This window comes from Seohaeicola nanhaiensis, from assembly GCF_042654245.1.
Classification (GTDB): domain Bacteria; phylum Pseudomonadota; class Alphaproteobacteria; order Rhodobacterales; family Rhodobacteraceae; genus Seohaeicola_A; species Seohaeicola_A nanhaiensis.
The window spans coordinates 208,265-229,065 of record NZ_JBHSGI010000024.1; the positions used below are offsets into that span (position 1 = coordinate 208,265).

The 20,801-nt window shown below is 64.3% G+C and carries 16 protein-coding genes and 2 pseudogenes; 5 read left to right on the top strand and 13 right to left on the bottom strand.

All coding sequences use genetic code 11. From position 1 onward, the window contains the following. Window position 1 precedes the first annotated feature (1 nt). A complete protein-coding gene (locus ACFO5X_RS15490) occupies window positions 2-1,324 on the bottom strand; it encodes an NAD(P)/FAD-dependent oxidoreductase (RefSeq protein ID WP_380718479.1) in 1,323 nt (440 codons plus the stop codon). Window positions 1,325-1,467: 143 nt separating this feature from the next. Here ACFO5X_RS15490 and ACFO5X_RS15495 point away from each other — a divergent pair, with 143 nt between their 5' ends. Both ACFO5X_RS15495 and ACFO5X_RS15500 read left to right on the top strand, forming a co-directional pair. Further along, window positions 1,468-2,238 carry a DUF1365 domain-containing protein gene (locus tag ACFO5X_RS15495; RefSeq protein WP_380718481.1) on the top strand — a complete coding sequence of 257 codons (771 nt, stop codon included), beginning with the start codon at window positions 1,468-1,470 and terminating at the stop codon, window positions 2,236-2,238. Next, entirely contained in the window at window positions 2,235-2,960 is a 726-nt protein-coding gene (locus ACFO5X_RS15500; RefSeq protein ID WP_380718484.1) for an SDR family NAD(P)-dependent oxidoreductase, read from the top strand. The genes ACFO5X_RS15495 and ACFO5X_RS15500 overlap by 4 nt, the downstream gene beginning before the upstream one ends. 9 nt (window positions 2,961-2,969) lie before the next feature. Here ACFO5X_RS15500 and ACFO5X_RS15505 read toward each other — a convergent pair whose 3' ends face one another. The 4 genes from ACFO5X_RS15505 to ACFO5X_RS15520 all read right to left on the bottom strand — a co-directional run bounded on the left by ACFO5X_RS15505 (window position 2,970) and on the right by ACFO5X_RS15520 (window position 8,644). Next, complete coding sequence (locus ACFO5X_RS15505; RefSeq protein ID WP_380718486.1) at window positions 2,970-3,605, bottom strand: ChrR family anti-sigma-E factor; 636 nt, start codon at window positions 3,603-3,605, stop codon at window positions 2,970-2,972. Further along, window positions 3,605-4,246 carry a sigma-70 family RNA polymerase sigma factor gene (locus tag ACFO5X_RS15510; RefSeq protein ID WP_380718488.1) on the bottom strand — a complete coding sequence of 214 codons (642 nt, stop codon included), beginning with the start codon at window positions 4,244-4,246 and terminating at the stop codon, window positions 3,605-3,607. Before ACFO5X_RS15510 ends, ACFO5X_RS15505 begins: the two co-directional genes overlap by 1 nt. Before the next feature lie 92 nt (window positions 4,247-4,338). Beyond that, window positions 4,339-7,482, bottom strand: coding sequence for an efflux RND transporter permease subunit (locus ACFO5X_RS15515; protein ID WP_380718491.1), 3,144 nt, complete (start codon window positions 7,480-7,482; stop codon window positions 4,339-4,341). Window positions 7,483-7,504: 22 nt separating this feature from the next. Next, a complete protein-coding gene (locus ACFO5X_RS15520; protein WP_380718493.1) occupies window positions 7,505-8,644 on the bottom strand; it encodes an efflux RND transporter periplasmic adaptor subunit in 1,140 nt (379 codons plus the stop codon). Between the two features lie 213 nt (window positions 8,645-8,857). Here ACFO5X_RS15520 and ACFO5X_RS15525 point away from each other — a divergent pair, with 213 nt between their 5' ends. Together ACFO5X_RS15525 and ACFO5X_RS15530 are read left to right on the top strand one after the other, a co-directional pair. Beyond that, on the top strand, window positions 8,858-9,466 hold the full coding sequence (locus tag ACFO5X_RS15525) for a TetR/AcrR family transcriptional regulator (protein WP_380718495.1): 609 nt from the start codon (window positions 8,858-8,860) through the stop codon (window positions 9,464-9,466). A 291-nt stretch (window positions 9,467-9,757) separates the two neighbouring features. Then, window positions 9,758-10,474, top strand: a complete 717-nt coding sequence (locus ACFO5X_RS15530; protein ID WP_380718497.1) for a GntR family transcriptional regulator — start codon at window positions 9,758-9,760, stop codon at window positions 10,472-10,474. Between the two features lie 7 nt (window positions 10,475-10,481). Here ACFO5X_RS15530 and ACFO5X_RS15535 read toward each other — a convergent pair whose 3' ends face one another. The 8 genes and pseudogenes from ACFO5X_RS15535 to ACFO5X_RS15570 all read right to left on the bottom strand — a co-directional run bounded on the left by ACFO5X_RS15535 (window position 10,482) and on the right by ACFO5X_RS15570 (window position 19,701). Next, entirely contained in the window at window positions 10,482-11,900 is a 1,419-nt protein-coding gene (locus ACFO5X_RS15535) for an amidase (RefSeq protein WP_380718499.1), read from the bottom strand. A gap of 2 nt (window positions 11,901-11,902) precedes the next feature. Continuing rightward, window positions 11,903-12,871 carry an ABC transporter ATP-binding protein gene (locus ACFO5X_RS15540; protein ID WP_380718501.1) on the bottom strand — a complete coding sequence of 323 codons (969 nt, stop codon included), beginning with the start codon at window positions 12,869-12,871 and terminating at the stop codon, window positions 11,903-11,905. Continuing rightward, window positions 12,868-13,839: an ABC transporter ATP-binding protein gene (locus ACFO5X_RS15545; protein WP_380719522.1), complete on the bottom strand. Its 972-nt coding sequence runs from the start codon at window positions 13,837-13,839 to the stop codon at window positions 12,868-12,870. Before ACFO5X_RS15545 ends, ACFO5X_RS15540 begins: the two co-directional genes overlap by 4 nt. After that, window positions 13,836-14,171: an ABC transporter permease gene (locus tag ACFO5X_RS15550; RefSeq protein WP_380719524.1), complete on the bottom strand. Its 336-nt coding sequence runs from the start codon at window positions 14,169-14,171 to the stop codon at window positions 13,836-13,838. Before ACFO5X_RS15550 ends, ACFO5X_RS15545 begins: the two co-directional genes overlap by 4 nt. Window positions 14,172-14,199: 28 nt before the next feature. Continuing rightward, window positions 14,200-14,748, bottom strand: a pseudogene (locus ACFO5X_RS15555) (ABC transporter permease); the annotation flags it as partial. Continuing rightward, complete coding sequence (locus tag ACFO5X_RS15560) at window positions 14,720-15,664, bottom strand: ABC transporter permease (RefSeq protein ID WP_380718503.1); 945 nt, start codon at window positions 15,662-15,664, stop codon at window positions 14,720-14,722. The pseudogene ACFO5X_RS15555 and the gene ACFO5X_RS15560, both read right to left, overlap by 29 nt. 85 nt (window positions 15,665-15,749) lie before the next feature. Then, window positions 15,750-17,309: an ABC transporter substrate-binding protein gene (locus ACFO5X_RS15565; RefSeq protein ID WP_380718506.1), complete on the bottom strand. Its 1,560-nt coding sequence runs from the start codon at window positions 17,307-17,309 to the stop codon at window positions 15,750-15,752. A 58-nt stretch (window positions 17,310-17,367) separates the two neighbouring features. After that, window positions 17,368-19,701, bottom strand: a pseudogene (locus ACFO5X_RS15570) (penicillin acylase family protein). A gap of 178 nt (window positions 19,702-19,879) precedes the next feature. Here ACFO5X_RS15570 and ACFO5X_RS15575 point away from each other — a divergent pair. Then, window positions 19,880-20,800 carry an aminotransferase class IV gene (locus ACFO5X_RS15575; RefSeq protein ID WP_380718508.1) on the top strand — a complete coding sequence of 307 codons (921 nt, stop codon included), beginning with the start codon at window positions 19,880-19,882 and terminating at the stop codon, window positions 20,798-20,800. The last annotated feature ends 1 nt before the right edge of the window (window position 20,801 follow it).

The following is a 20,801-nucleotide window of genomic DNA, read 5'->3' on the forward strand; positions in this document are numbered from 1 at the left end:
GTCACGATACAGCTCTCAGCTGCAGCGTGTCCTCATCCCCCAGCGCGCCCCAGCCTTCGATACGTGCAGGGTCGTTGATCATTCCGACGATGCGCTTCGCACTATCGATTCCGTCCTCGTGAAACCCGTGGCGGTTCCAGGCGCCGGCAAACCAGGTCCGGTTGCGGCCCTGCAGCGCAGCGACGTCTCCCTGCGCCTTCAGCGCGTCGCGGTCGAACACCGGATGAGCAAATTCGACTGTATCGTAGATCGTGTCGGGGGCGATTTCCGACGAAGGGTTCAGAGTGACGAACAGCGGATCGGTTTCGGGAATGTTCTGCAGCCGGTTCATCCAGTACGTGATCCCGATGCCGCCATCCTGCGCACGATAGCTCCAGCTCGACCAGCAGGCCCGGCGGATCGGCATCTGGCGGGCGTCGCAGTGAAGCACGGCCGTATTGGGCTGATAACGGATCCGCCCCAGCGCCGTGGCCTCTCGGGTCGAGGTATCCTTGCCCAGGATCGCCAAAGCCTGATCGGAATGACATGCCAGGATCAGTTCGTCAAAGCTCTCCTCCAGTCCGCCGTCGCAGGACAGGCGCACGGAATACGCATCACGCTGCACTTTTCGCACAGGCGTCGCCTTGCGGATCGTGCATGCTCGCGCCAGCAGCGCGGCTTCCAGCCGCCGGACATATTCGATGCTGCCGCCGTCGACCGTCCACCACTGGTGTTGCCCGGATGTCTTGAGCAGCGCGTGATTGCGAAAGAACTGCACCAGCGTGCGGGCCGGAAAGCGATCCACCTCGGTCACCGGCGTCGACCAGATCGCGCCACACATGGGCATAAGATAATGATCGCGGAACGACTGTCCCAGCCTCAGCTGGTCCACGAGTTCTCCGATGGTCTTGTCGTCATCCTGCGCCGCGGCTTCGGCCAGGTTGCCGAACCGTATGATGTCTCCGATCATCCCGTAGTGGCTCGGGCGCAGCAGATTGCGCTTCTGCGCAAACAGTGCCTGAAGATTTTTGACCCCATATTCCAGCCGGCCATTGTCTATGCTCGCCCCAAAACTCATTTCGCTTTTGGCGACCGGTACGTCCAGTTCCGCGAACAACCGCGTGAGATGCGGATAGGTGGCATAATTGAAGACGATGAACCCTGTGTCGACCGGCCGGTCGCCCCGATGGCCGGCCATTACGGTGCGCGCATGGCCCCCCAGTCGGTGGGCTGCTTCGAACAGCGTGACGTCATGATCGGGCGACAGGTAATAAGCTGCCGAAAGCCCGGAAATGCCGCCTCCGACGATGGCGATCTTCTTGCGAGTCTGAAACTTGTCGAACATGCGGGGACCATTTCCTGAATTTCCTCAAGGAGATACGCCGCCCTTGTCGCAGTGGATCAAAATACGCCGGAGATGGGTGTTGCCGGCACCCTTTTACCAGGAAAAATGATCCGCACGCCCCGCACACCCGTAACCGAGTCACCATGCTGGACCACATACAAGCAAAGACCCGACACGCCCGCCGCGGAGCGGTCAAGAACGCCTTTACCTATGGTGTCGATTTCGTGCTTACCGACATGGGGGCGACCCGACCCTGGCCAATCTCGCGCAACCGCTTCAACCTCTGGTCGCTCAACGACATTCACCACGGCGGCGCACGCGGCGCGGGCAGGGGCCTCATGTGGTTTAAGCAGGTTCTGGCTGCGCAAGGTGTTCCAGTAGAAGGCTCACAACTCCTGCTCCTGACGCAACCGAGTTTCCTGTGGTTCCACTTCAATCCGGTCAGCTTCTGGTTCGCCCTCGTCGAGGGCGAGTTGATCGCCTTCGTGGCCGAGGTCGACAATACCTTCGGCGACCGCCACTGCTATTTCTGCGCTCATGAGGATTTCCGCCCCATCCTGAAGGGCGATACCCTGACCGCGGAGAAGCTCATGCATGTCTCGCCCTTCCAGACGGTCGAGGGGTGCTACCGTTTCAACGTGGCGCTGACGGATGACCGAGTGGCAATCCGCATATTCTACGAGAACGCCGATCAGGGCGTCACCGCCACGCTCTGGGGCGACCGACGCACGGCGACCAGCGGCTCCCTCCTCTGGGCGGCACTACGACGACCGCTCGGGGCCGCGCGTGTGGTGACGCTTATCTTCTGGCAGGCGGCGATCCTTCGGCTGAAGGGCGCGCCTTACCTGAGCCGGCCACAGCCGCCCGAAACGCTGGTCTCCAGCGGAAAACCGGCTGAGTCCAGCGCCCCATGACGGAAATTTCAGGCAAGACATACTGGCTGGTGGGTGCGAGCGAAGGCCTGGGTCGAGCGCTCGCCGGTCGACTGGCTGCTGAAGGCGCCGAACTGATCCTCTCCGCGCGCACGTCCGACCGCCTGAACGCACTGGCATCCGAGATCGGTTCTGCGCGGGTTCTGCCGCTCGACGTGACCGATATTGCCTCGGTGCGCTCCGCAGCGTCCAATACGGGCGAGATCGACGGCCTGATATACAACGTCGGCACTTATGATCCGATGGCCGCCACCGAATGGAACACCGACGCGGCGCTGCGAATGCTGGACGTGAATTTCACCGGCGCGCTGCGCGTTCTGGGGGAGGTCGTCCCAAAATTCATTCAGCGGGGCAGGGGCGACATCACTCTTGTGGGCTCGCTTGCCGGATATCGCGGCCTGCCCGGGGCCATCGGCTATTCTGCAAGCAAATCGGCACTGATCAGCCTCGCCGAGACCATGCGCTTTGATCTCAAGGACACTGGCGTCATCGTCCGTGTCGTGAACCCCGGGTTCATCCGGACCCGACTCACGGACAAGAACGATTTCAAGATGCCCATGCTCATGGAGCCGGAGCAGGCCGCCGCCAGAGTCCTGAAGGCCATGCGCAGCCGGCACTTCCGTACCGACTTTCCCGCGCCCTTCTCTTGGGCGATACGCGCCCTCGAGCTTCTCCCCGACTGGCTCGTCTATCGCGGCCGGTGAAGCGCCCGCTCATATCCGGAAGATCGGCTGCAGCAGGCGCGGCACCAGCGAGCGGAAGCGCAGCGGCGCGTCGGTGGCCGCCAGACAGATGCAGGCGTCGCCCTCATCGGCGACCGGGGTATGCTCAAGCGTACTGTCCGCGATTTCCAGATCTCCCACACCAAAGGCGCCGGTCTCGTCGCGGAACCGCCCCTGCAGGACCAGCGTCAGTTCCAGTCCGTTATGGCTGTGATCCGGCACCGCCTGTCCCGGCGGGATATAAAGAAGACGGACAGATCCCTCCGCATCATGCATCAGGATATCCTGACGCACCCCCATGCCAAGCGCCTTCCACCGCGGGGGGCGCCCCTTCAGCGCGGCCACGACGGGCCCCGGAAAGACACCCGCGCGCCTGAACTCACGTGCTGGCTCTTCCTGGGTATCAAGCCGCAACAGCAAATCGCGCTTGAGCGACGCCGAAACCGGCACGGTCTCGGTCTCTTCGAGGATCACGCCGCCAACAGCCTGGTGCGCTTCCAGCGCAGTCCGGCATTCTTCGCACAGCGACACATGGCTCGCCACGACGACCGAAAAGGCGTGGGGCAGGCTGCCCGCCGCATAGGCCGCCAACATCGCGTCGGGGACATGGTGGGTAATGGCGGTCATCACTTGAGGTCCTTCAATTCGTGTCTCAATCGCTCTAGGCCAAGCCGGATTCGCGATTTGATGGTTCCCAAAGGCAGCCCGGTCTGGGCGCTGATCTCCTGATGCGACAACTCGCCCAGATAGGCCCGCTCGACGATATCCCGCTGTTCGGGCGACAATCGCGTCAGCGCGAGCTTTAACCGAGAGGCTTCCTGCTCCAGGCCGAGTATCTGGTTTGCATCGGCCTCAGTCCCGGCCTCTTCCTTCAACTCCTCCGGCACCGGACGCCGTTCCTTGCGCGCGATGTCGATTTGCCGGTTCCGGGCGATCTGATAAATCCAGGCAGAGACCTGCGCCCGGTGCGGGTCGAACGTCGCCGCCTTCCGCCAGATCGCCAGCATCACGTCCTGAACGATCTCTTCTGCCTGTTCCGGCTTGGCGCCCGACCGAATGAGGAAGCCTTTCAGACGCGGCGCGAAATGATCGAACAGCGCGGAGAAGGCCCCGCGATCTCGCTTCTCCCGGACTGCCATCATCCAGGCGGTCTGCTGCGATAGCTCAGAGCTTTTGGTTGTCTTCGGCGACACGGGCTTGCCTTCGTCCTGACGCGGCACGGGACCACGGAGGTTTCGTTGCGGGATATCCAGGGCGAGTGTCAACATAGCCCGGATACGCACCGAAGTCGCAACCGGATTAGTTTTTCTCGAGACACGCTCCCGGCCGAACCGGGAGCGCTATCGGTCTGGAACTCCGCTCAGGCGGAAACCGATTCAGGGGCTTTCGCACCAGCCTGCTGCTTCACCCGCTTCCGGTTGAAGATGCGCGCGACAACCACGAAGAACAGCGGCACAAAGATCACACCAAGCACGGTCCCCGTGATCGTTCCTCCAAGCACCGCATAACCGACTGCCGTCCGCCCACCTGCGCCTGCGCCGGTAGAGAGAACCAGCGGCAGCACGCCCAGAGAAAACGCCAGCGACGTCATGATGATCGGCCGGAAGCGCTGCCGCGCCGCAAACTTGACGGCGGTGAACAGATCCTCACCCGCCTCGAACCGCTCTCGCGCGAATTCGACGATCAGGATCGCGTTCTTGCCGGTCAGACCGATGACGGTCAGCAGCCCGACCTGAAAGAACACGCCATTCTCGAAGCCGAACCAATAGGCAGTGCCCATAGTCCCCAGCACGCCGATCGGCATCGCCAGCATCACCGAGAAGGGGATTGCCCAGCTTTCGTAGAGCGCCGCAAGGCAGAGGAAGATCGCGGCCAGCGACAATGCATAGAGCATCGGCGCCGATCCGCCCGAGTCGAGTTCTTCCAGCGACAACCCGGTCCAAGCAACGCTGTAACCCGGCGGCAACTGCTGGACCAGGCGTTCGATCTCGGCGATGGCCTCCCCCGTGCTCACACCAGGGGCAGGCGAGCCCTGAATCTGCATCGACGGGATCCCGTTATAACGCGTCAGGCCCTGCGGACCGTATTCCCAGCTTTCGCTGGTGAAGTTGGCGAAGGGCACCAAATCGCCGGTCGCGTTGCGCACCCGCCATTTCTGCAGGTCGGACGGCGTCGCCCGGCTGTCCGGTTCGCCTTGGACGTACACCCGCTTGATGCGTCCATTGTCATTGAAATCGTTCACGTAGGATCCGGCCCAGGCGATGTTCAGGGTGGTACCCACATTCGCTGGTGTCACCCCCACGGCGCCCGCGGCGCGCCAATCGATGTCCAGCTTGAATTGCGCCGCGTCCTCCAGTCCCGAAGGCCTGGCCGAGCCGATGAGCGAGCTTTGCGCCGCCATTCCCAGCAACTGGTTGCGCGCGTCCAGAAGCTGTTCGTGGGTCTGTCCTGCCTGCGCCTGCAGGAAGAAGTCAAACCCCGACACGTTGCCCAGTTCAATCACCGAAGGCGGCACGATCGGAAAGACCATCGCGTCGCGGATGCCCATGAAAGCCGGGAAGGCGCGGCCCGCGACAGCCTGCACGGATTGACCGGGCGAGGGGCGCTCGCTCCAGTCCTTCATGCGCACAAAGGCCAGACCCATGTTCTGTCCCTGTCCGGCAAAACTGAAGCCGACCACACCGAAGGTCGATTCGACGCTGTCGGCCTCGCCCTGGCGGAAGTGGGTCTCGACCTGCTTGACCACGTCCAGTGTCCGCTCGGCGGTCGCACCGGTCGGCCCCTGGATCAGCGTCATCAGGATCCCCTGATCCTCCGACGGCAGGAAGCCGGTCGGTGTGTTGTTGAACAGGAAGACCATGCCATAGGCCATCGCGGCATAGACGATCAGCACCCGAACCGGCCGCCGGATCAGATAGCCGACCGTGCCGCCATAACCTCCGGTTACTTTGTCAAAGCCGATGTTGAACCATCCCAGCGGGCCGCGCCGGCTGTGATGGCCATGTCGGGACTTCAGGATACTGGCGCACAGCGCGGGTGTCAGCGTTAGCGCCACCAGCACCGAAAGCCCCATTGCCGAGACAATGGTGATCGAGAACTGGCGATAGATCACCCCTGTCGAGCCGCCGAAAAACGCCATCGGCACAAACACCGCCGACAGCACCAGCGCGATACCGATCAGGGCGCCGGTGATCTGACCCATCGATTTGCGCGTGGCCTCGCGGGGCGACAGGCCCTCTTCTTCCATGATCCGTTCGACGTTCTCGACCACGACGATTGCGTCATCCACCAGCAGGCCGATGGCCAGCACCATCGCCAGCATGGTCAGCGTATTGATCGTGAAACCCGCCATCGCGAGGATCCCGAAGGTCCCCAGGATGACAACCGGCACCGCCAGGGTAGGGATCAACGTGGCGCGGATGTTCTGCAGGAACAGCAGCATCACCAGAAAGACCAGCCCGATCGCTTCGAACAGGGTCTTTTGTACCTCGTGGATCGAGATCTCGACAAAGGGCGTGGTGTCATAAGGGATCACATAATTCACGCCCTCCGGAAAGAAGGCGGAATATTCCGCGATCCGCGCCTTCACCCTCTCGGCCGTGTCAAGCGCGTTGGCGCCGGATGCCAGGTTCAGCGCCATCCCTGACGCCGGCTGACCGTTGAACCGGGCGATCGTCGAATAATTCTCGGCGCCGATCTCGACCCGTGCCACATCCTTGAGCAAAACAAGCCCGCCATCGGTCTCGGCCCGCAGCACGATGTTGCGGAAATCCTCGGGCGTCGACAGCAGCGACTGTGCGGTGATCGTCGCATTCAGTTGCTGACCCTCGGGCGAGGGGAGAGAGCCGAACGACCCAGCCGAAATCTGGGCGTTCTGCGCCGAAACGGCCGCCACCACGTCCGACGGGGTCATCTCGAAGGCCGCCAGCTTGTTCGGATCCAGCCAAATCCGCATCGCGTATTGCGCCCCGAACACCTGCGCGCCCCCCACGCCCTCGATCCGGCTGAATTCGTCCACCAGGTTCGAATTCAGGTAATCGGACAGGTCGGCCTGATCCAGCCGCCCGTCTTCGGAAATCAGCGCGATCACCATGAAGAACGAGGACGAAGCCTTGCGCACGCGTACGCCCAGCCGCTGCACCGTCGCGGGCAGCAGCGGCGTCGCCTGTGCCAGCTTGTTCTGAACCTGCACCTGCGCCACGTCCGGGTCGATTCCGGTCTCGAAGGTCAAGGTGATGCTGGTCGTCCCGGCCGAGGTCGAGGAGGACGACATATAGCGCATCCCGTCCAGCCCGGTCATCTGCTGCTCGATGATCTGGGTCACCGTATTGGCCACCGTCTCGGCCGAGGCACCCGGATACTGCGCGCTGATCTGCACCGAAGGCGGCGCGATCTGGGGATATTGCGCCACCGGCAGCGTATAGATCGACAGCAGGCCGACACCCATGATCAGGATCGAGATGACCCAGGCAAACACGGGCCGGTCGATAAAGAAGCGGGCCATTTCGGTCTCCGTTGGAGAGAGTTCAGTTCGAGGCTTCGGAGGTTTTCGCCGGGCGCTCCTCAGGGACGACGGTCATCCCGGCCGCAACCTTCTGAAGCCCTCCGACGATGACCCGATCGCCGGCTTGCAGACCGTCTGTCACCACCCATTGGTTGCCCTGGTCGCGCTGCACCGTCAGCTCCCGCGTCTCGACCTGGTTTTGTGCGTTTACGACCATCGCCATTGGCCGGCCGCGCCGGTCGCGTGTAACCCCTTCCTGCGGCGCCAGAATGGCGTTCTCGATCACGGCCTGGGGCATTTCAACCTGCACATACATGCCGGGCAGCAGAAACTGGTCTGGGTTGGGGAATTCCACCCGCAGAACGACGACGCCGGTCTGCTCGTTCACATGCGGTTCCGCCGCGGCTAGGAATCCCTGATGCTCATAGGCCGTTCCATCGGCCAGGCGCAGCGTGACCACGGTGCTTTTCTCTGCCGCCAGCTGCTGGCCCGATCGGCGCCACTTCAGGAGGTCGGCGGCGGATTGCGTCACATCGACATAAACCGGGTCCAGCTTCCGGATCACGGTCAGTGCCGAGGCCTGGCCCGCGGTCACCAGCGCGCCCTGCGTGGTCTGGCTCAGCCCCACAACGCCCGAGATCGGCGCCCGGATCGTCGTCCGGTCCAGATCAATCGCGGCCGCCTGCACCTGTGCTTCAGCAACCTTCACCGCCGCATTGGCGCTCTCCAGGGTGGCAACGGCGTCGTCCAACACCTGCTGGCTGACAACGGCACGTTCGCGCAGTTCCTGCTGCCGCTTCTCCTCGCGCTCGGCCGAGCGCTGCTGCGCCTGAGCCTGCGCCAGCCCGGCCTCGGCCGCCGCCTTCGCGGCCTCATAGCTCGCCGCGTCGATATGATACAGCGCCGCGCCCTGCTCGACAGGGCGCCCCTCCTCGAACATCCGTTCGGTGACGATGCCGCTCACCTGCGGGCGCACCTCGGCCACGCCGGACGCCGTGACTCGCCCGGGCAGGACCGAGATCAATGTGACGTCACTGGCTTCCAGCGTCACCACGGTCACTGGCTGCGGGGGCGGGGCACCGCCGGCCTGCTGTGCATGGGCAGACGACACGCAGGCAAGGACAAGGGCCAGAATCGGAAAGGAGAGACGAGAGATCGGCATCGCGGGCTCCGGAAGGCGAACATCCGCCAGAACGGCAGAAAACTTGCTTCCGGCAGTTATGGAAACTAAACAGTTTTGTAAAGATCGCTATATCGGGGATACAGCTTTTCTTTGAGGGAGTGTCAAGTATTGGGGCGCGATGTGACGGATAGCCGGGCAAATCAGGACCAACCGAACGCAACGTCGACCCGCCGCAGGGGTCGGCCCGTCCAGATGTGTCCGGTCGAACGGGAAACCGCCGTCATCGACTGCGCCATCGCCCTGCTGTCCGAACGCGGCGCCGAAGATGTCACCATGGCCGACATCGCCAAGAGTGCAGGCATGTCCAAGCGCACGCTCTACGAGCTTTTCACCAGCCGCGAGGAGCTGCTGGGCGCGGGCCTCGCGCGGATGGGGGCCAAGCTTTTCCGACCGCTGAGGCCCGACGAACGCGACGCCTCGCTGGAAGAGCGCCTACGCATCCTGCTGACTTTAAGCCCGTCGTGGGAGCCGCCCGAGGTGGTGATCAAGATGCTGCGCGCGGTGATCGCCGAAGTGCCGACCTATCCCGACCTCGGCCGCCGCCTCAGCCGCACCGGTCCCGGTCAGGTGGTCGATTTGCTGGTCGAGGAATTGTCCCGCGCGGCCGAAACAGGCGAGATCGAACTGCGCGCCGACGAGATCGTCCCCACCGCCGAACTGCTTGTCGACATGGTCGTCGGCAACACCATCCCCTGCCTGCTCGACCCCGACCGCATCCTCAGTCTCCCCGAGGAACAGGCTGCCCGTCGCGACCGCGCCCTAGCCATCTTTCTGAACGGCGTGCGTCCGCGCAACGCCTGATCGCGCGAGAGTAGGACAGGACATGCGTGTCAGACATCGGTCGGCTATGCCTGTTCCGCATCCGGCCAACTTTCACCTCGCCACATCGTCGGAACCTCCGAGACCTTGCCTGCGGATCAAAGGTCATCGCCTTGAGTGAAACCTGTGGCAGGGAAACGCTGAAGTGCGGGCTCTACATGCATCACAGACACAACATGTTCCCCGGAATCGTGTATTCCACCGAAGAGATTGACTGCGCGCCAGTTGCGGCCGACTCTGCCGTCGCCGCACTGGCGAAAGGACGACGCCGCGATGACTGAACTGATCGAAGAGGAGATCGAGACCGGGGCCGACAACGAGCCACTGTCGGAAGTGGTCTATGCCCGACTGCGCCGTGCGCTGATGCGGGCCGAACTCAAGCCGCACGAGCGTCTCAAGGTTCGCGATCTCGCCCAGCAGATGGGTACGTCGGAAACACCTGTCCGCGAGGCGCTGTTCCAGCTGGCCCACGAAGGTGCCATCGAAATTCGTCCGCGCTATTACATCCGTGTCAAGCGCCTCACCCTGCGCGAATACACCGAGATCCGCGATATCCGCATGAACCTCGAACCGATGGCGGCCGAGCGGGCGTTGCCCTTCATCAACGACGATATCATCGAACAGCTTGCCGCCACTCACGAGGCGCTGATCGCGGCCGAGGCGGCGCATGACTGGCCGACGGCGTTGCAGACCAATTTCGATTTCCACTTCGGGCTCTATTCGCGCTCGGGCATGTCGACCCTGACCGAGGTTCTGGAAGGCCTGTGGATCCGCGTCGGACCAGTCCTGAGCGAACTTTATCCCGACGCGCACCCGACGTATGCCGAGCGTCACCAGCACCTCAACGTGCTCGATGCCCTGCGCGCCCGCGATCCATACTCCCTGCGCGAGGCGATCCGGATGGATCTGATCGAGGGTGGGCGGAACCTGCGCCAGCACCTCGGGGCCTACGAGGCCGCGGCTGCTGCGGCAAGCAATCGCCGCCGCTGAGCCCGGCTTACAGCCCCGGTGGCCTGAGGTGGGCCCACGGGCGGTCTTCCTCGACCAGCGCGCCGAGGCCTAGCAGGTCCATGTCGCTGTACCAACGCCCCACGAATTGCACCGAAGTGGGCAACCCATCGCCGGCAAAGCCCGAGGGTATGGCCAGTGCCGGATGGCCGGTCAGGTTGAACGGATAGCAATAGGGCGACATGCCCACGCGGGTCAGCCCGTTTGCCGCGCCGTCCACCATCACCTGGCCGTCAAGCGCCTCGAAATCGGCAGGCAGGGCGGTGCGAGTGAGCGTAGGGCTGACCAGAACGTCATACCGTTCGAACAACTTCTGCACGTGGCGGTAGAGCCGCGTACGGGCCAGCTGTGCGCGGCGGTAGTCCTCGGTGCTGAAAGCGCGGCCCCGCTCGATGAATCCAAGGTAAACCGGGTCCATCTGATTGCCCCATTTGCCTACATGCGGCCCGCCGGCCACGGCAATATTGGCCTGGTACATCACGCGGCCCTCATATTCGATCCAGTCGATCTCCTCGGTTACCTCCTCGATGTATGCGCCGCGCGCGGCAAGCAGGGCCAGCACCGCCTGGGTGTTGGCCTCGACGTCGCGGGCGATCCGCCGGTTCACCGTGCGCGCGACATATCCGACACGCAGACCGTGCAGCGTCGCGCCGGTGCGGGTCGCCACCGGTCGCGGGGCCGCCAGCGACCACGGATCGACAGGGTCGGGCCCGGCCAGCGCGCGCAGCATCAGCGCCGCGTCCTCGACGGTGCGCGAAAGGGGGCCGGCGGCCGCGTAGTTGAAGAATCCGTCGACCGCCTCGGCGTAGGGCAGGAGACCCGGCGACGGCTTGAGGCCGACCGTGCCGCAGGCGGCCGCCGGAATGCGGATCGATCCGGCGCCGTCGGTGCCCAGACCCAGCGGGCCGATCCCCGCCGCCACCGCACAGGCCGCGCCCCCCGACGATCCACCGGCATAGCGCGAGGTGTCCCAGGGGTTGCGCGTGGTGCAGAACTGCGGACCATCCGTCTGGCCCTTGTGGCCGAACTCGGGCGTGTGCGACTTGGCGAACATCACGCCACCCGCTGCCCGCAGTCGTGTAACTAGCAGGTCGTCGCTGTCAGGGATATTGCCGGCGTGGATCGCAGACCCGTATTCGGTCGGAATGCCGGCGGTCTTCAAAAGATCCTTCACGTGCACCGGCAGTCCGTGCAGCGGGCCAAGCGCTTCGCCCGCCATCACCGCTCGCTCGGCCAATTTGGCATCGTCCCGTGCGTGTTCGGCGGCGACATAGGAAAAGGGGTTCAGCCGCTCGGCCTCGGCATCGGCGCGGGCCAGCAGCGCCTCGAGGTATTCTACCGGCGACAGTGCCTTGCGCGCGATCAGCGCCACGGCCTGCGCGGCGGAGAACCAGGCGAGTTCACTCATGTTCAGCTTCCTTCGTGGAGATGGCAGGCAACCTTGCGGCCAGGAGATATCTCGCGCAGCCTCGGCGCTTCGACCCGGCAGCGGTCGAATGCATGCGGACATCGCGCGCAGAGGCAGCATCCGGCCGGGCGGTTCAGCAGGCTCGGCACCTCGCCCCGGATCGGCGGCTTGCGCACGCCCGCCTGCGGCCGTGGAATCGCGGCCAGCAGCGCCTGGGTATAAGGGTGTTTGGGGTCCTCGTAGAGCGCGCGGCGTTCGGCCAGTTCGACGATCTCGCCGGCGTAGAGCACCGCGATCCGGGTCGATACGGCGCGGACGACGGCCAGGTCATGTGCAATGAAAAGATAGCTTAGCCCGAGTTTGTCCTGCAGGTCCATCAGCAGGTTGATGACCTGCGCCTGCATCGACACATCCAGCGCAGCCACAGCCTCGTCGCAGACCACAATGCTCGGATCGAGCGCCAGGGCCCGGGCGATGACGATGCGCTGCCTTTGGCCGCCAGAGAACTCGTGGGGAAAGCGGTCGGCGAAATCGCCCGAAAGCCCCACGATCTCCAGCAGCTCGGCAACCCGATCGGCGCGGTCCTTGCGGCTCCAGCCGCCACGCACGTCGATCGGCTCGGCGATCACGTCGGCGACCCGCATCCGAGGGTTCATGGAGGCATGCGGATCCTGGAAGACGAATTGCAGCCGGTGGCGCACGCGGGCCAGCGCCTGCGCGCCGCCGCGCCCGGTGATTGTTTCGCCGAAGAGCTCGATGCTGCCGCCGGACGAGGGCAGCAGCCCGACCAGCATCCGGCCAATGGTCGATTTCCCTGAGCCGCTCTCGCCGACGACGCCCAGCGTCTCACCGGACATGACGTCGAAGCTCACGTCGTTCACCGCGCGCAGCACTTGGCGGCCCGCGCCACGCCGGCCCACGGTGAAGTCGCGTCGCAGATCGCGCACGCGGATGATCGGCTCCTGGTTCATCGGATGCCCTCCGAGAGACGCACGGGACACCGCACGAGATGTCCCGGCGAAGCAGTGTCCATCGGTGGCATTCCCGCCGAGCAGGCGGGCAGTGCCAGCGTGCAGCGCGGAGCGAAGGCGCATCCCGGCGGCCGCCGGCCCGGGTCTGGAATGCGTCCCGGTATTGCGTAAAGGCGGAACACATCCTCGTCGGGCGATGGAATCGCCCGCAGCAGTCCCTCGGAATAGGGATGCATCGGCTGCTCGAAGATGGTCTGCGCCGGCGCGTCCTCGACCAGGCTGCCGGCATACATCACCAGGACCCGTTCGGCGAATTCGGCAACCAGCCCCAGATCGTGCGAGATCAGGATCACCGACATGCCGATTTCGGCGCGCAACTCGCGCAGAAGTTCGAGGATCTGTGCCTGAACCGTCACGTCCAGTGCGGTTGTCGGTTCATCGGCGATCAGCAGGCGCGGTCGGCAGGCGATGGCCATGGCGATCATGACGCGCTGCCGCATCCCGCCGGACAACTGGTGGGGAAAGTCGGCGATCCGGCTCCGGGCATCCGGGATCCGCACCATGTCGAGCAGTTCCGCCGCCCGTGTCATCGCCTGATCGCCTGACAGGCCCTGATGGATCCGCAACGTTTCACCAATCTGGTCGCCGATCGTCAGAACCGGGTTCAGCGAATGCATCGGATCCTGGAAGATCATCGCAATGTCGCGCCCCCGCAGCCGTCGCAACGCGCGTTCGGGCATGGCCAGAAGGTCCTTGCCGTCGAACAGGATGCGTCCGGCCATGCGGGTGGTGCGCATGGCGTGCAACCGCAGAACCGAAAGCGCGGTCACCGACTTGCCCGAGCCAGATTCGCCGACAATGCCCAGTGTGGCATTGGCCGGCAGGTCGAAGGACACACCGTCAACCGACCGGATCCAGCCGGTATCGACGCGGAAATCGACCGAGAGGTTTTCGACACTCAGCATCATTGCTCGATCTTCAGCCGCGGGTCGAGCACGTCGCGCAGACCGTCGCCCAGCAGGTTCATGCCTAGCGCAGCCAGGCTGATCGCGAGACCCGGGAACAGCATGATCCACCAGGCCTCGACCGAATAGTCGCGCCCTTCCGCGATGATGTTGCCCCAGGAAGGGTGCGGCGGCGGCGGACCGATGCCAAGGAAGGACAGCGCCGCCTCGGCCAGGATCGCATAGGCAAAGACGAAGGTGACAGAGACCAGCAACGGCGCCATGCAGTTCGGCAGGATGTGACGGAAGACGATCCGCGCCCCCCCCGGCGCCGCTGACCCGCGCTGCGTCGACATAGTCGAGTTCCCGAATGACCAGCGCGGCCGCCCGCACGATACGCGCCATGCGCGGCACATAGGCCGAGGCTAGCGCGATGATGACGCTCGACACCTGCGGACCAAGGGCGGCGTTGATGCCGATCGCCAGCAGGATCGCCGGAAAGGCCAGCAGCGCGTCCATGATGCGCATGATCAGCCCATCGAGCCGGCGGAACCAGGCAGAGGCCAATCCCACCAGCGCGCCGCCGGCCGCTGCCAGCATTGCCGAGGCGAAACCGATCCAGAGCGAGATCTGCGCGCCGTAAAGGACCCTCGTGAAAATGTCGCGCCCGAAATTGTCGGCGCCGAACCAGAAGTCGGCCGAGGGCGGTGCGAACCGGTTCCGGAGCGACATGGCGTTGGGCTGACCGTTGGTGAGGAGCGGCGCAGCCAGCGCGAGAACCAGCACAACCAGCACGATCCCTGCGCCGACACGGAACGAGCGATGCCGCCAAAGCCGTTGCATCAGCACCCGCCATCGCGCCGCGCGCGGCGGCAGTGCGGCGGCGTGCAGGGGCATCGTCGCGTCAGTCATAGCGGATCCTCGGGTCGACATAGGCGTAGATCAGGTCGATCACGATATTGATGAAGACGAAGGCGAAGCCGAGCATGAGCATGGTGCCCTGCACCACAGGGTAGTCGCGCGCCATGATCGCCTGGACGAGCAGCCGTCCGATGCCGGGCATGGCGAAGATCTGCTCGATCACAACAGAGCCGCCGATCAGCAGTGACAGGATATAGCCCGAAACTGTCACCACCTGCATCAGCGTGTTGCGGAAGGCATGTTTCACGATGGTTGTGAAGGGCGAAACGCCTTTGGCGCGGGCGGTGCGGATATAGTCCTGGTCGAGTACCTCCAGCATCGCGGAGCGGGTCATCCGCGCCAGGTATCCGATCTGGAACAGCGCCAGCACTACTGCCGGCTGGATCAGCGAGGCCAGCCAGTTCCCGACCCCCTGTGACAGAGGCGCGTAGCCGGACGAGGGCAGCCAACCGAGCGTCACCGAAAACAGGATCACCGACAGGATCGCGATCCAGAAGTTGGGCACCGAGACGCCCACCAGCGCCAGCATCATCACTGCGCTGTCGGCCCAGGTGTCCCGCCAGACGGCGGCGACCACGCCCAGCACGATCCCGACAGGAATGGTGATGACGAAGGCAACCAGCGCCAACGAAAGCGTCACCGGCAGGCGCTCGGCCACGGCGGTGGCGACCGGCTGGTTCAGCATCAGCGAACGACCGAAATCGCCTTGCAGCAGGTTGGTGATCCAAAGCCACAGCTGCGTCGCCACCGGCTGATCCAGCCCGAGATCGCGGCGCACCTGCGCGATCGCATCCTGGTCGGCCATGTCACCGGCAATGATCGTGGCCGGGTCGCCGGGAAGAAGATGCATCAGCAGGAAGGTCAGCACCGCCACCACCAGCATCACCGGGATCGCCTGCGCGATGCGGAAGGCTATGAGCTTGGGCATGCAATGCTGCTCCTGCCGGTCGGGGCTTTGGGGAAGGGAAGGGCACGGGCGGCAGGAGCCGCCCGCACAAGCATTTGGGTGGGCTTCAGCGGTCCAGCCACATGTCCCAGAACAGGTTGATGTTGAACTCGCGGAATCCCTTGAGATCGTTCGAGATCGCCCGGTTGGAACCGCGGTCCGACACCTTGATCATGTAGGCGCCCTCCAGGACTTCGGCCTCGATGTCCTTCCACGCCGCCACACGGTCCTTCAGGTCGAGAGAGCCGTAGAACTTGGCAAAGGCATCATCGAGCACCTTGTTGTTCTCGATATGGGGGAAGTTGTAGATCATCGTCTGCCACTGTTGCGGCCCGAGGATCGGGTTCGAGCAGAAGGATGTCGTCGAGACGTTCCAGCCGCCATTGCCAGACTGCAGGTTCGACGCGTTGGTGGTCCAGTCGGTGATGTCGACCTTGACCTTCATCCCCGCCAGCTTGAGCTGTTCGGCCAGCACCAGAATCGAGTCGCGCATGTAGCCGTAGTTCGTGTTTGATTGCAGCACGATCTCCTCGCCCTTGTAGCCTGCCTCCTTCAGCAGCGCCTTCGCGGCCTCGGGATCGCCCTGGTCGTACCAGCCGGCATTCGCGTCGCCGATGAAGTAGGCTCCGCCCGGATAGACCATCGAGAAATTCGGCCGCGCCGCCTCGCCGGAGGCGAGGATCAGGTCGTCCACTTCGGTCGCGGTGCGGATGGCCTGCCGGATCAGCCGGTTGTCGGTCGGGGCCTGCGCCGAGTGGACGATCAGGTATTGCTGGCAATAAGGGAAGACCGTGACCGGGGTCACGCCTTCGGTTCCCTCCAGCCGCTTGGCCAAGTCGAGCGGCAGCGCGGTGGTGATGTCAGCCTCGCCGGTCTGCATGGCGGCCACCCGCGCATTGGCCTCGGGCAGGAAATTGTAGCGCACAGCATCCACGTAGACGGTCTTCTTGCCGACATAGCCGTCCGGCCCCTCGGCATCTTCTCGCGGAACGTAGTTCGGGTTCTTCTCTATCACCAGGTGGCTGTCCTTCACCCATTCACCCAGCGTGAAGGGTCCGGTGCCGATCACTTCGATCTCACGCGGCGGCGCATTGCGCTGAGAGGCCGGCATGATCGAAAACGGATAGACCGGCGTCTTAAGCTGGTCGATGAACACCGTGTTCAGCTTGTTCAACTCGATGATGAACGTATAGGGATCCGGCGTGCGGTATTCTTTGACGTCGGCCAGTGTTGCCTTTCCTGGACTTACTTCGGCATAACGCTCGAAGGTCGCCTTGACGTCGGCCGACGTCATCTCGTCGCCATTGTGGAACTTCACGCCTTTCCGCAGGTGGAAGGTGAAGGTCTTGCCGTCTTCCGAGATGTCATAGCTCTCCGCCAGCATTGGCTTGGCGTCATAGTTGCTGTCCATGAAGACCAATGGCTCAAAGATATGCGCGATGACCTCCAATTCGACGAGGCTCGCAGCCATCTGCGGGTCCAGCTGCCCGGGACCCGAGTTGTTGGCATAGACGATCGTGCCGCCTTGCTTGGGCGTCTGCGCGAAGGCAGCGGCAAGCGGGGCAGTCGCCAGAAGCGCGGCCGAAAGCACGAGACCGGCGGCGCGGCCGGGACTGAAATGTTTCATTGCGTCGTCTCCCTGTTGTTATCCGTCTGCTGTCCGGCTGCAGGCCGGTCGTCGTTGGTCATGCCGGCATGTAGCGGCTGCGGGTGACCGCATGGGCCTCGACCGCCGCAGAGCTGTAGGGCATCGGCACCAGTTCGCCCTGCGCCCAGAGCGGGTTCTGATCGGAATAGTGCCGGTCGCCGGGACGCCCCGAGGTTCCGTGCAGCACGATCCAGCGGCTGTTGTCCCAGTCGGCGAGATCGAAGATGTAACGCGCGACCGGACCATAGACCGACCGGGTGCCAAAACCCGGAAAGCCGCCGGTCGCCAGCACGCAGTCTCCGTCCCCGCCGGTCGGATTCGACACAGGGGCGGCGGTGCCCTCGGACTGCGGGAACGCATGTGCCAGCGGGTGAACGAAGACAGGCAGATGCGCCGCTCCCCAGGGCATGGGCGCCGGGCCTGCGGTAACTGTCGCCACCGCCTCGCGGATCACCTCCGCCCAGCTGGCGCCGCCCAGCAGCGTGGTATCGTCCGAACGCAGCAGGTTCGGGAGCGTCCACCATAGCTGGTTCAGCGCCGGAATGCCGGGCGCGGGCGAGGCGGCAACATCGCGCGAGGCCGCTTCCAGTCCCGAGCGGCGGCCCAGGATACGGGTCATTTCCTGGCGGATCAGATAGTAGAGCGTCGGCGCTGTCAGTCCCGCGTCCATCCGACCGTCCCAAGCCTCCAGCACTGCCAAGAGCGTCTCGCCGCTGTCGCATTCCGCAGCGAGGATACTTGCCACGATCTCGCGCGCCGGGGCGCTGTCGGTGTCTCGAAGGATGTCGGCCACATCTCCAGCGGTCAGACCCTGCACCCGCTCGATGCGCGCAGCCACCCGCGCCGCGCGTGTCGTCGGATGGCAATCGGTGGTGAGATAGTCGGGATGATCCTCGGGCACGAGGCGATTGTTGGCCGTGACGACGTAACCTCGCACTGGGTCGATCTCGCGCGGCATCCGCTCAAAGGGAATCAAGCCCTGCCATTCATGTGCACCGGTCCAGCCCGGCATCGGCAACCAACCGTTGGCGCGCTCCCGCACCGGGACAGCCGCGCGCACCAGCACGCCGATTTGCCCGTCGCGATCGGCGCCCACCAGGTTGTGATCGATCACCCCCCAACCCTTGCAGCTGTCGTAGAAATCCGCCAGCGTGGGCGACTTCAGCATTGGCAGCAAGCAGTCGAGCGAGCGGTCCGTGTCGAACAGCTGGACCGATTTCAGCACCAGTGCGCGCCCGCTTTCGGGACGGCCCGCAATGACCGGCCCGTGCCGGGTCTCGGTCACGGTGATCGTTTCCGCAGCTTCGCCACGCACGGCGATGGTCTCCTGCCGCCGCACGGACGGATCCCAGCCATTCTCGGCGCGGAACTGCGCGCCACTCTCGGCGAAGTCCTCGATATACACGTCGTGGATGTCGGCGAAGGAGTGGGTCACACACCAGGCGACGCGCTCGGTATGGCAGAAATGCGGGAAGGCGGGCACCCCCGGCACCGAAAAGCCGATGGCGTCGAAGTCTGGCCCGGTCAGGTGGAGCTGGGTATACATTCCCGGGATTTCGTATTGGCGGTGCGGATCCCCCGCAACCAGCGGCATCCCCGACGCGGTGCGCGCGCCGCTGACCGCTCAGTTGTTCGATCCGCCAACCGTGCCGTCCGGCGGCGCCTTTCTGGTCAGGGCCTCTACCGCGGGTTTCAGCGCCTCGAGATCCGCCACGACGCGCCGTCCGGCCTCGCCTTGCGGCACGATGAACTGTTCGATCCCACCATCGTCATAGCGAAGCAGCGAAATCGCATCGGGTCCGATTGTCGCAACCGCCGCCGCGCGCCACAGCTTGAACCAGACGGATCCCATGAGAAGGCCCCGCTGGCGCATGACCGCCACCGAAAACCAGGGCTCCCATCGCATCGGGCGTTCGCCGAGCAAGTCGTATTCGGGTGCGCTGCCGCCTGCGTCGATCCAGGCGTTCACCCCGGCGGCATAGGAGACAAGCATCGCGCGGGTCTCGGCGCAGAGCGCGTCGTAGTCGCGCCGAGAGGCCGCTTCGACCCCCAGTTGGCGGGCGAGCCGGTCGGCGGGCAGAGCGGAAGGTCCCGCCCATTCGGCAAACCGCCCAACAGCCCGGCGAAGGGCGGCTTCCATCTGCCACATGCGGTCCTCTGCATGGACATGCCCGTTGAGGAAGAAGAGGTCGGCCGTCGTCTCGGCCCGCACGTGAGGAATGCCCCATTGGTCGCGCAGAACCTCTGCGGCGGCCTCGATCCCCTCCAGATTCGCCGCTGGGTTTTCCTCGGAGCGGTTCGCGAAAGCGGCGGCGGAAGGTGTCATGACGGCCAGTTCACTTGATTCGGATATATCATAAGCCTGACACATGTTCCGATTGCTTCAAGAAATAATCCCGATCAAGCACCATCTAGGGTGCTCGCTACGGAAATATCTGAGGAAATACGCATTTTCTTGAGCTGTTTTTCCACATTATGATATATTAAAAACCTGTTCCCTAAGGAATTTTGTCCCGACTCGGGGGGAGCGGCAAAGGGCGATGACCGGCATGAGCAGTGATTTTTCCTTCGGTTCGGCCTACATGAAGGGGCGATACATGCCTGTCAGCGAGGCCGCGATTCCGGTGCTCGACGCGGCCTACCGGCGCTCGGACGTAACCTATGACGTCGTCGGCGTTCGCGACGGCGCCTTCTTTCGGCTCGACGATCACATCAACCGATTCCGCGCCTCGCTCACCCGGTTACGGATGACGCCGGTCGAGACGGACGACGACATCCGCGTGATCCTGAACCGAATTGTGGCGCTCAGCGGCTTGCGCAATGCCTATGTCTCAATGGAATGCCTGCGCGGCGCTCCGCCGCCCGGCAAGACACGCCATCCTTCCAACTGTGAGAGCTATCTCTGCTGCATCGCCATACCTTGGGTCTCGGTAGCCTCTGACGAGATGTTCCGGCGCGGAATGCACTTGATCATCCCGAAGGTGCGCCGCATTCCGCCCGACAGTTTCGATCCGACCGTGAAGAACTTCCTTTGGGGCGACTTCACCCAGAGCCTGTTCGAAGCCGAGGACGCGGGCGCCGACTATGCCGTCTTGCTCGACGCCGAGGGCAATGTGACCGAGGGCGCGGGCTTCAACGTTATGTGCATTGTCGATGGGACTGTTGTTTCACCCGCGCACGGCGCGCTCGAGGGCGTCACCCGCGCCTCGGTCTTCGAACTTTGCGAGGAACTGGGGATTCCCACCGAGATCCGCGACATCTCGGCCGACGAGCTGCGCAACGCCGACGAGATCTTCACCTGCACCACGGCGGGCGGCATCATGCCGGCCTCGCGCATCGACGGGCGCATCCTGACCAATGACGCGCCGGGGCCGATCTCGTCGCAGCTGCGTGAGCGGTTCTGGAGCCGGCGCGCCGAGGGTTGGCATGCAACGCCGGTCGATTACTCCGTTGTAGCCGGGAGCAACTGAC

Coding starts and splice junctions, on each gene's coding strand:
- ACFO5X_RS15490 (WP_380718479.1), bottom strand. CDS start 1,324: ATGTTCGACAAGTTTCAGACTCGCAAGAAGATCGCCATCGTCGGAGGC.
- ACFO5X_RS15540 (WP_380718501.1), bottom strand. CDS start 12,871: ATGAACCAGGAGCCGATCATCCGCGTGCGCGATCTGCGACGCGACTTC.
- ACFO5X_RS15545 (WP_380719522.1), bottom strand. CDS start 13,839: ATGATGCTGAGTGTCGAAAACCTCTCGGTCGATTTCCGCGTCGATACC.
- ACFO5X_RS15550 (WP_380719524.1), bottom strand. CDS start 14,171: ATGTCGACGCAGCGCGGGTCAGCGGCGCCGGGGGGGGCGCGGATCGTC.
- ACFO5X_RS15495 (WP_380718481.1), top strand. CDS start 1,468: ATGCTGGACCACATACAAGCAAAGACCCGACACGCCCGCCGCGGAGCG.
- ACFO5X_RS15520 (WP_380718493.1), bottom strand. CDS start 8,644: ATGCCGATCTCTCGTCTCTCCTTTCCGATTCTGGCCCTTGTCCTTGCC.
- ACFO5X_RS15530 (WP_380718497.1), top strand. CDS start 9,758: ATGACTGAACTGATCGAAGAGGAGATCGAGACCGGGGCCGACAACGAG.
- ACFO5X_RS15525 (WP_380718495.1), top strand. CDS start 8,858: ATGTGTCCGGTCGAACGGGAAACCGCCGTCATCGACTGCGCCATCGCC.
- ACFO5X_RS15500 (WP_380718484.1), top strand. CDS start 2,235: ATGACGGAAATTTCAGGCAAGACATACTGGCTGGTGGGTGCGAGCGAA.
- ACFO5X_RS15505 (WP_380718486.1), bottom strand. CDS start 3,605: ATGACCGCCATTACCCACCATGTCCCCGACGCGATGTTGGCGGCCTAT.
- ACFO5X_RS15510 (WP_380718488.1), bottom strand. CDS start 4,246: ATGTTGACACTCGCCCTGGATATCCCGCAACGAAACCTCCGTGGTCCC.
- ACFO5X_RS15565 (WP_380718506.1), bottom strand. CDS start 17,309: ATGAAACATTTCAGTCCCGGCCGCGCCGCCGGTCTCGTGCTTTCGGCC.
- ACFO5X_RS15575 (WP_380718508.1), top strand. CDS start 19,880: ATGAGCAGTGATTTTTCCTTCGGTTCGGCCTACATGAAGGGGCGATAC.
- ACFO5X_RS15560 (WP_380718503.1), bottom strand. CDS start 15,664: ATGCCCAAGCTCATAGCCTTCCGCATCGCGCAGGCGATCCCGGTGATG.
- ACFO5X_RS15535 (WP_380718499.1), bottom strand. CDS start 11,900: ATGAGTGAACTCGCCTGGTTCTCCGCCGCGCAGGCCGTGGCGCTGATC.
- ACFO5X_RS15515 (WP_380718491.1), bottom strand. CDS start 7,482: ATGGCCCGCTTCTTTATCGACCGGCCCGTGTTTGCCTGGGTCATCTCG.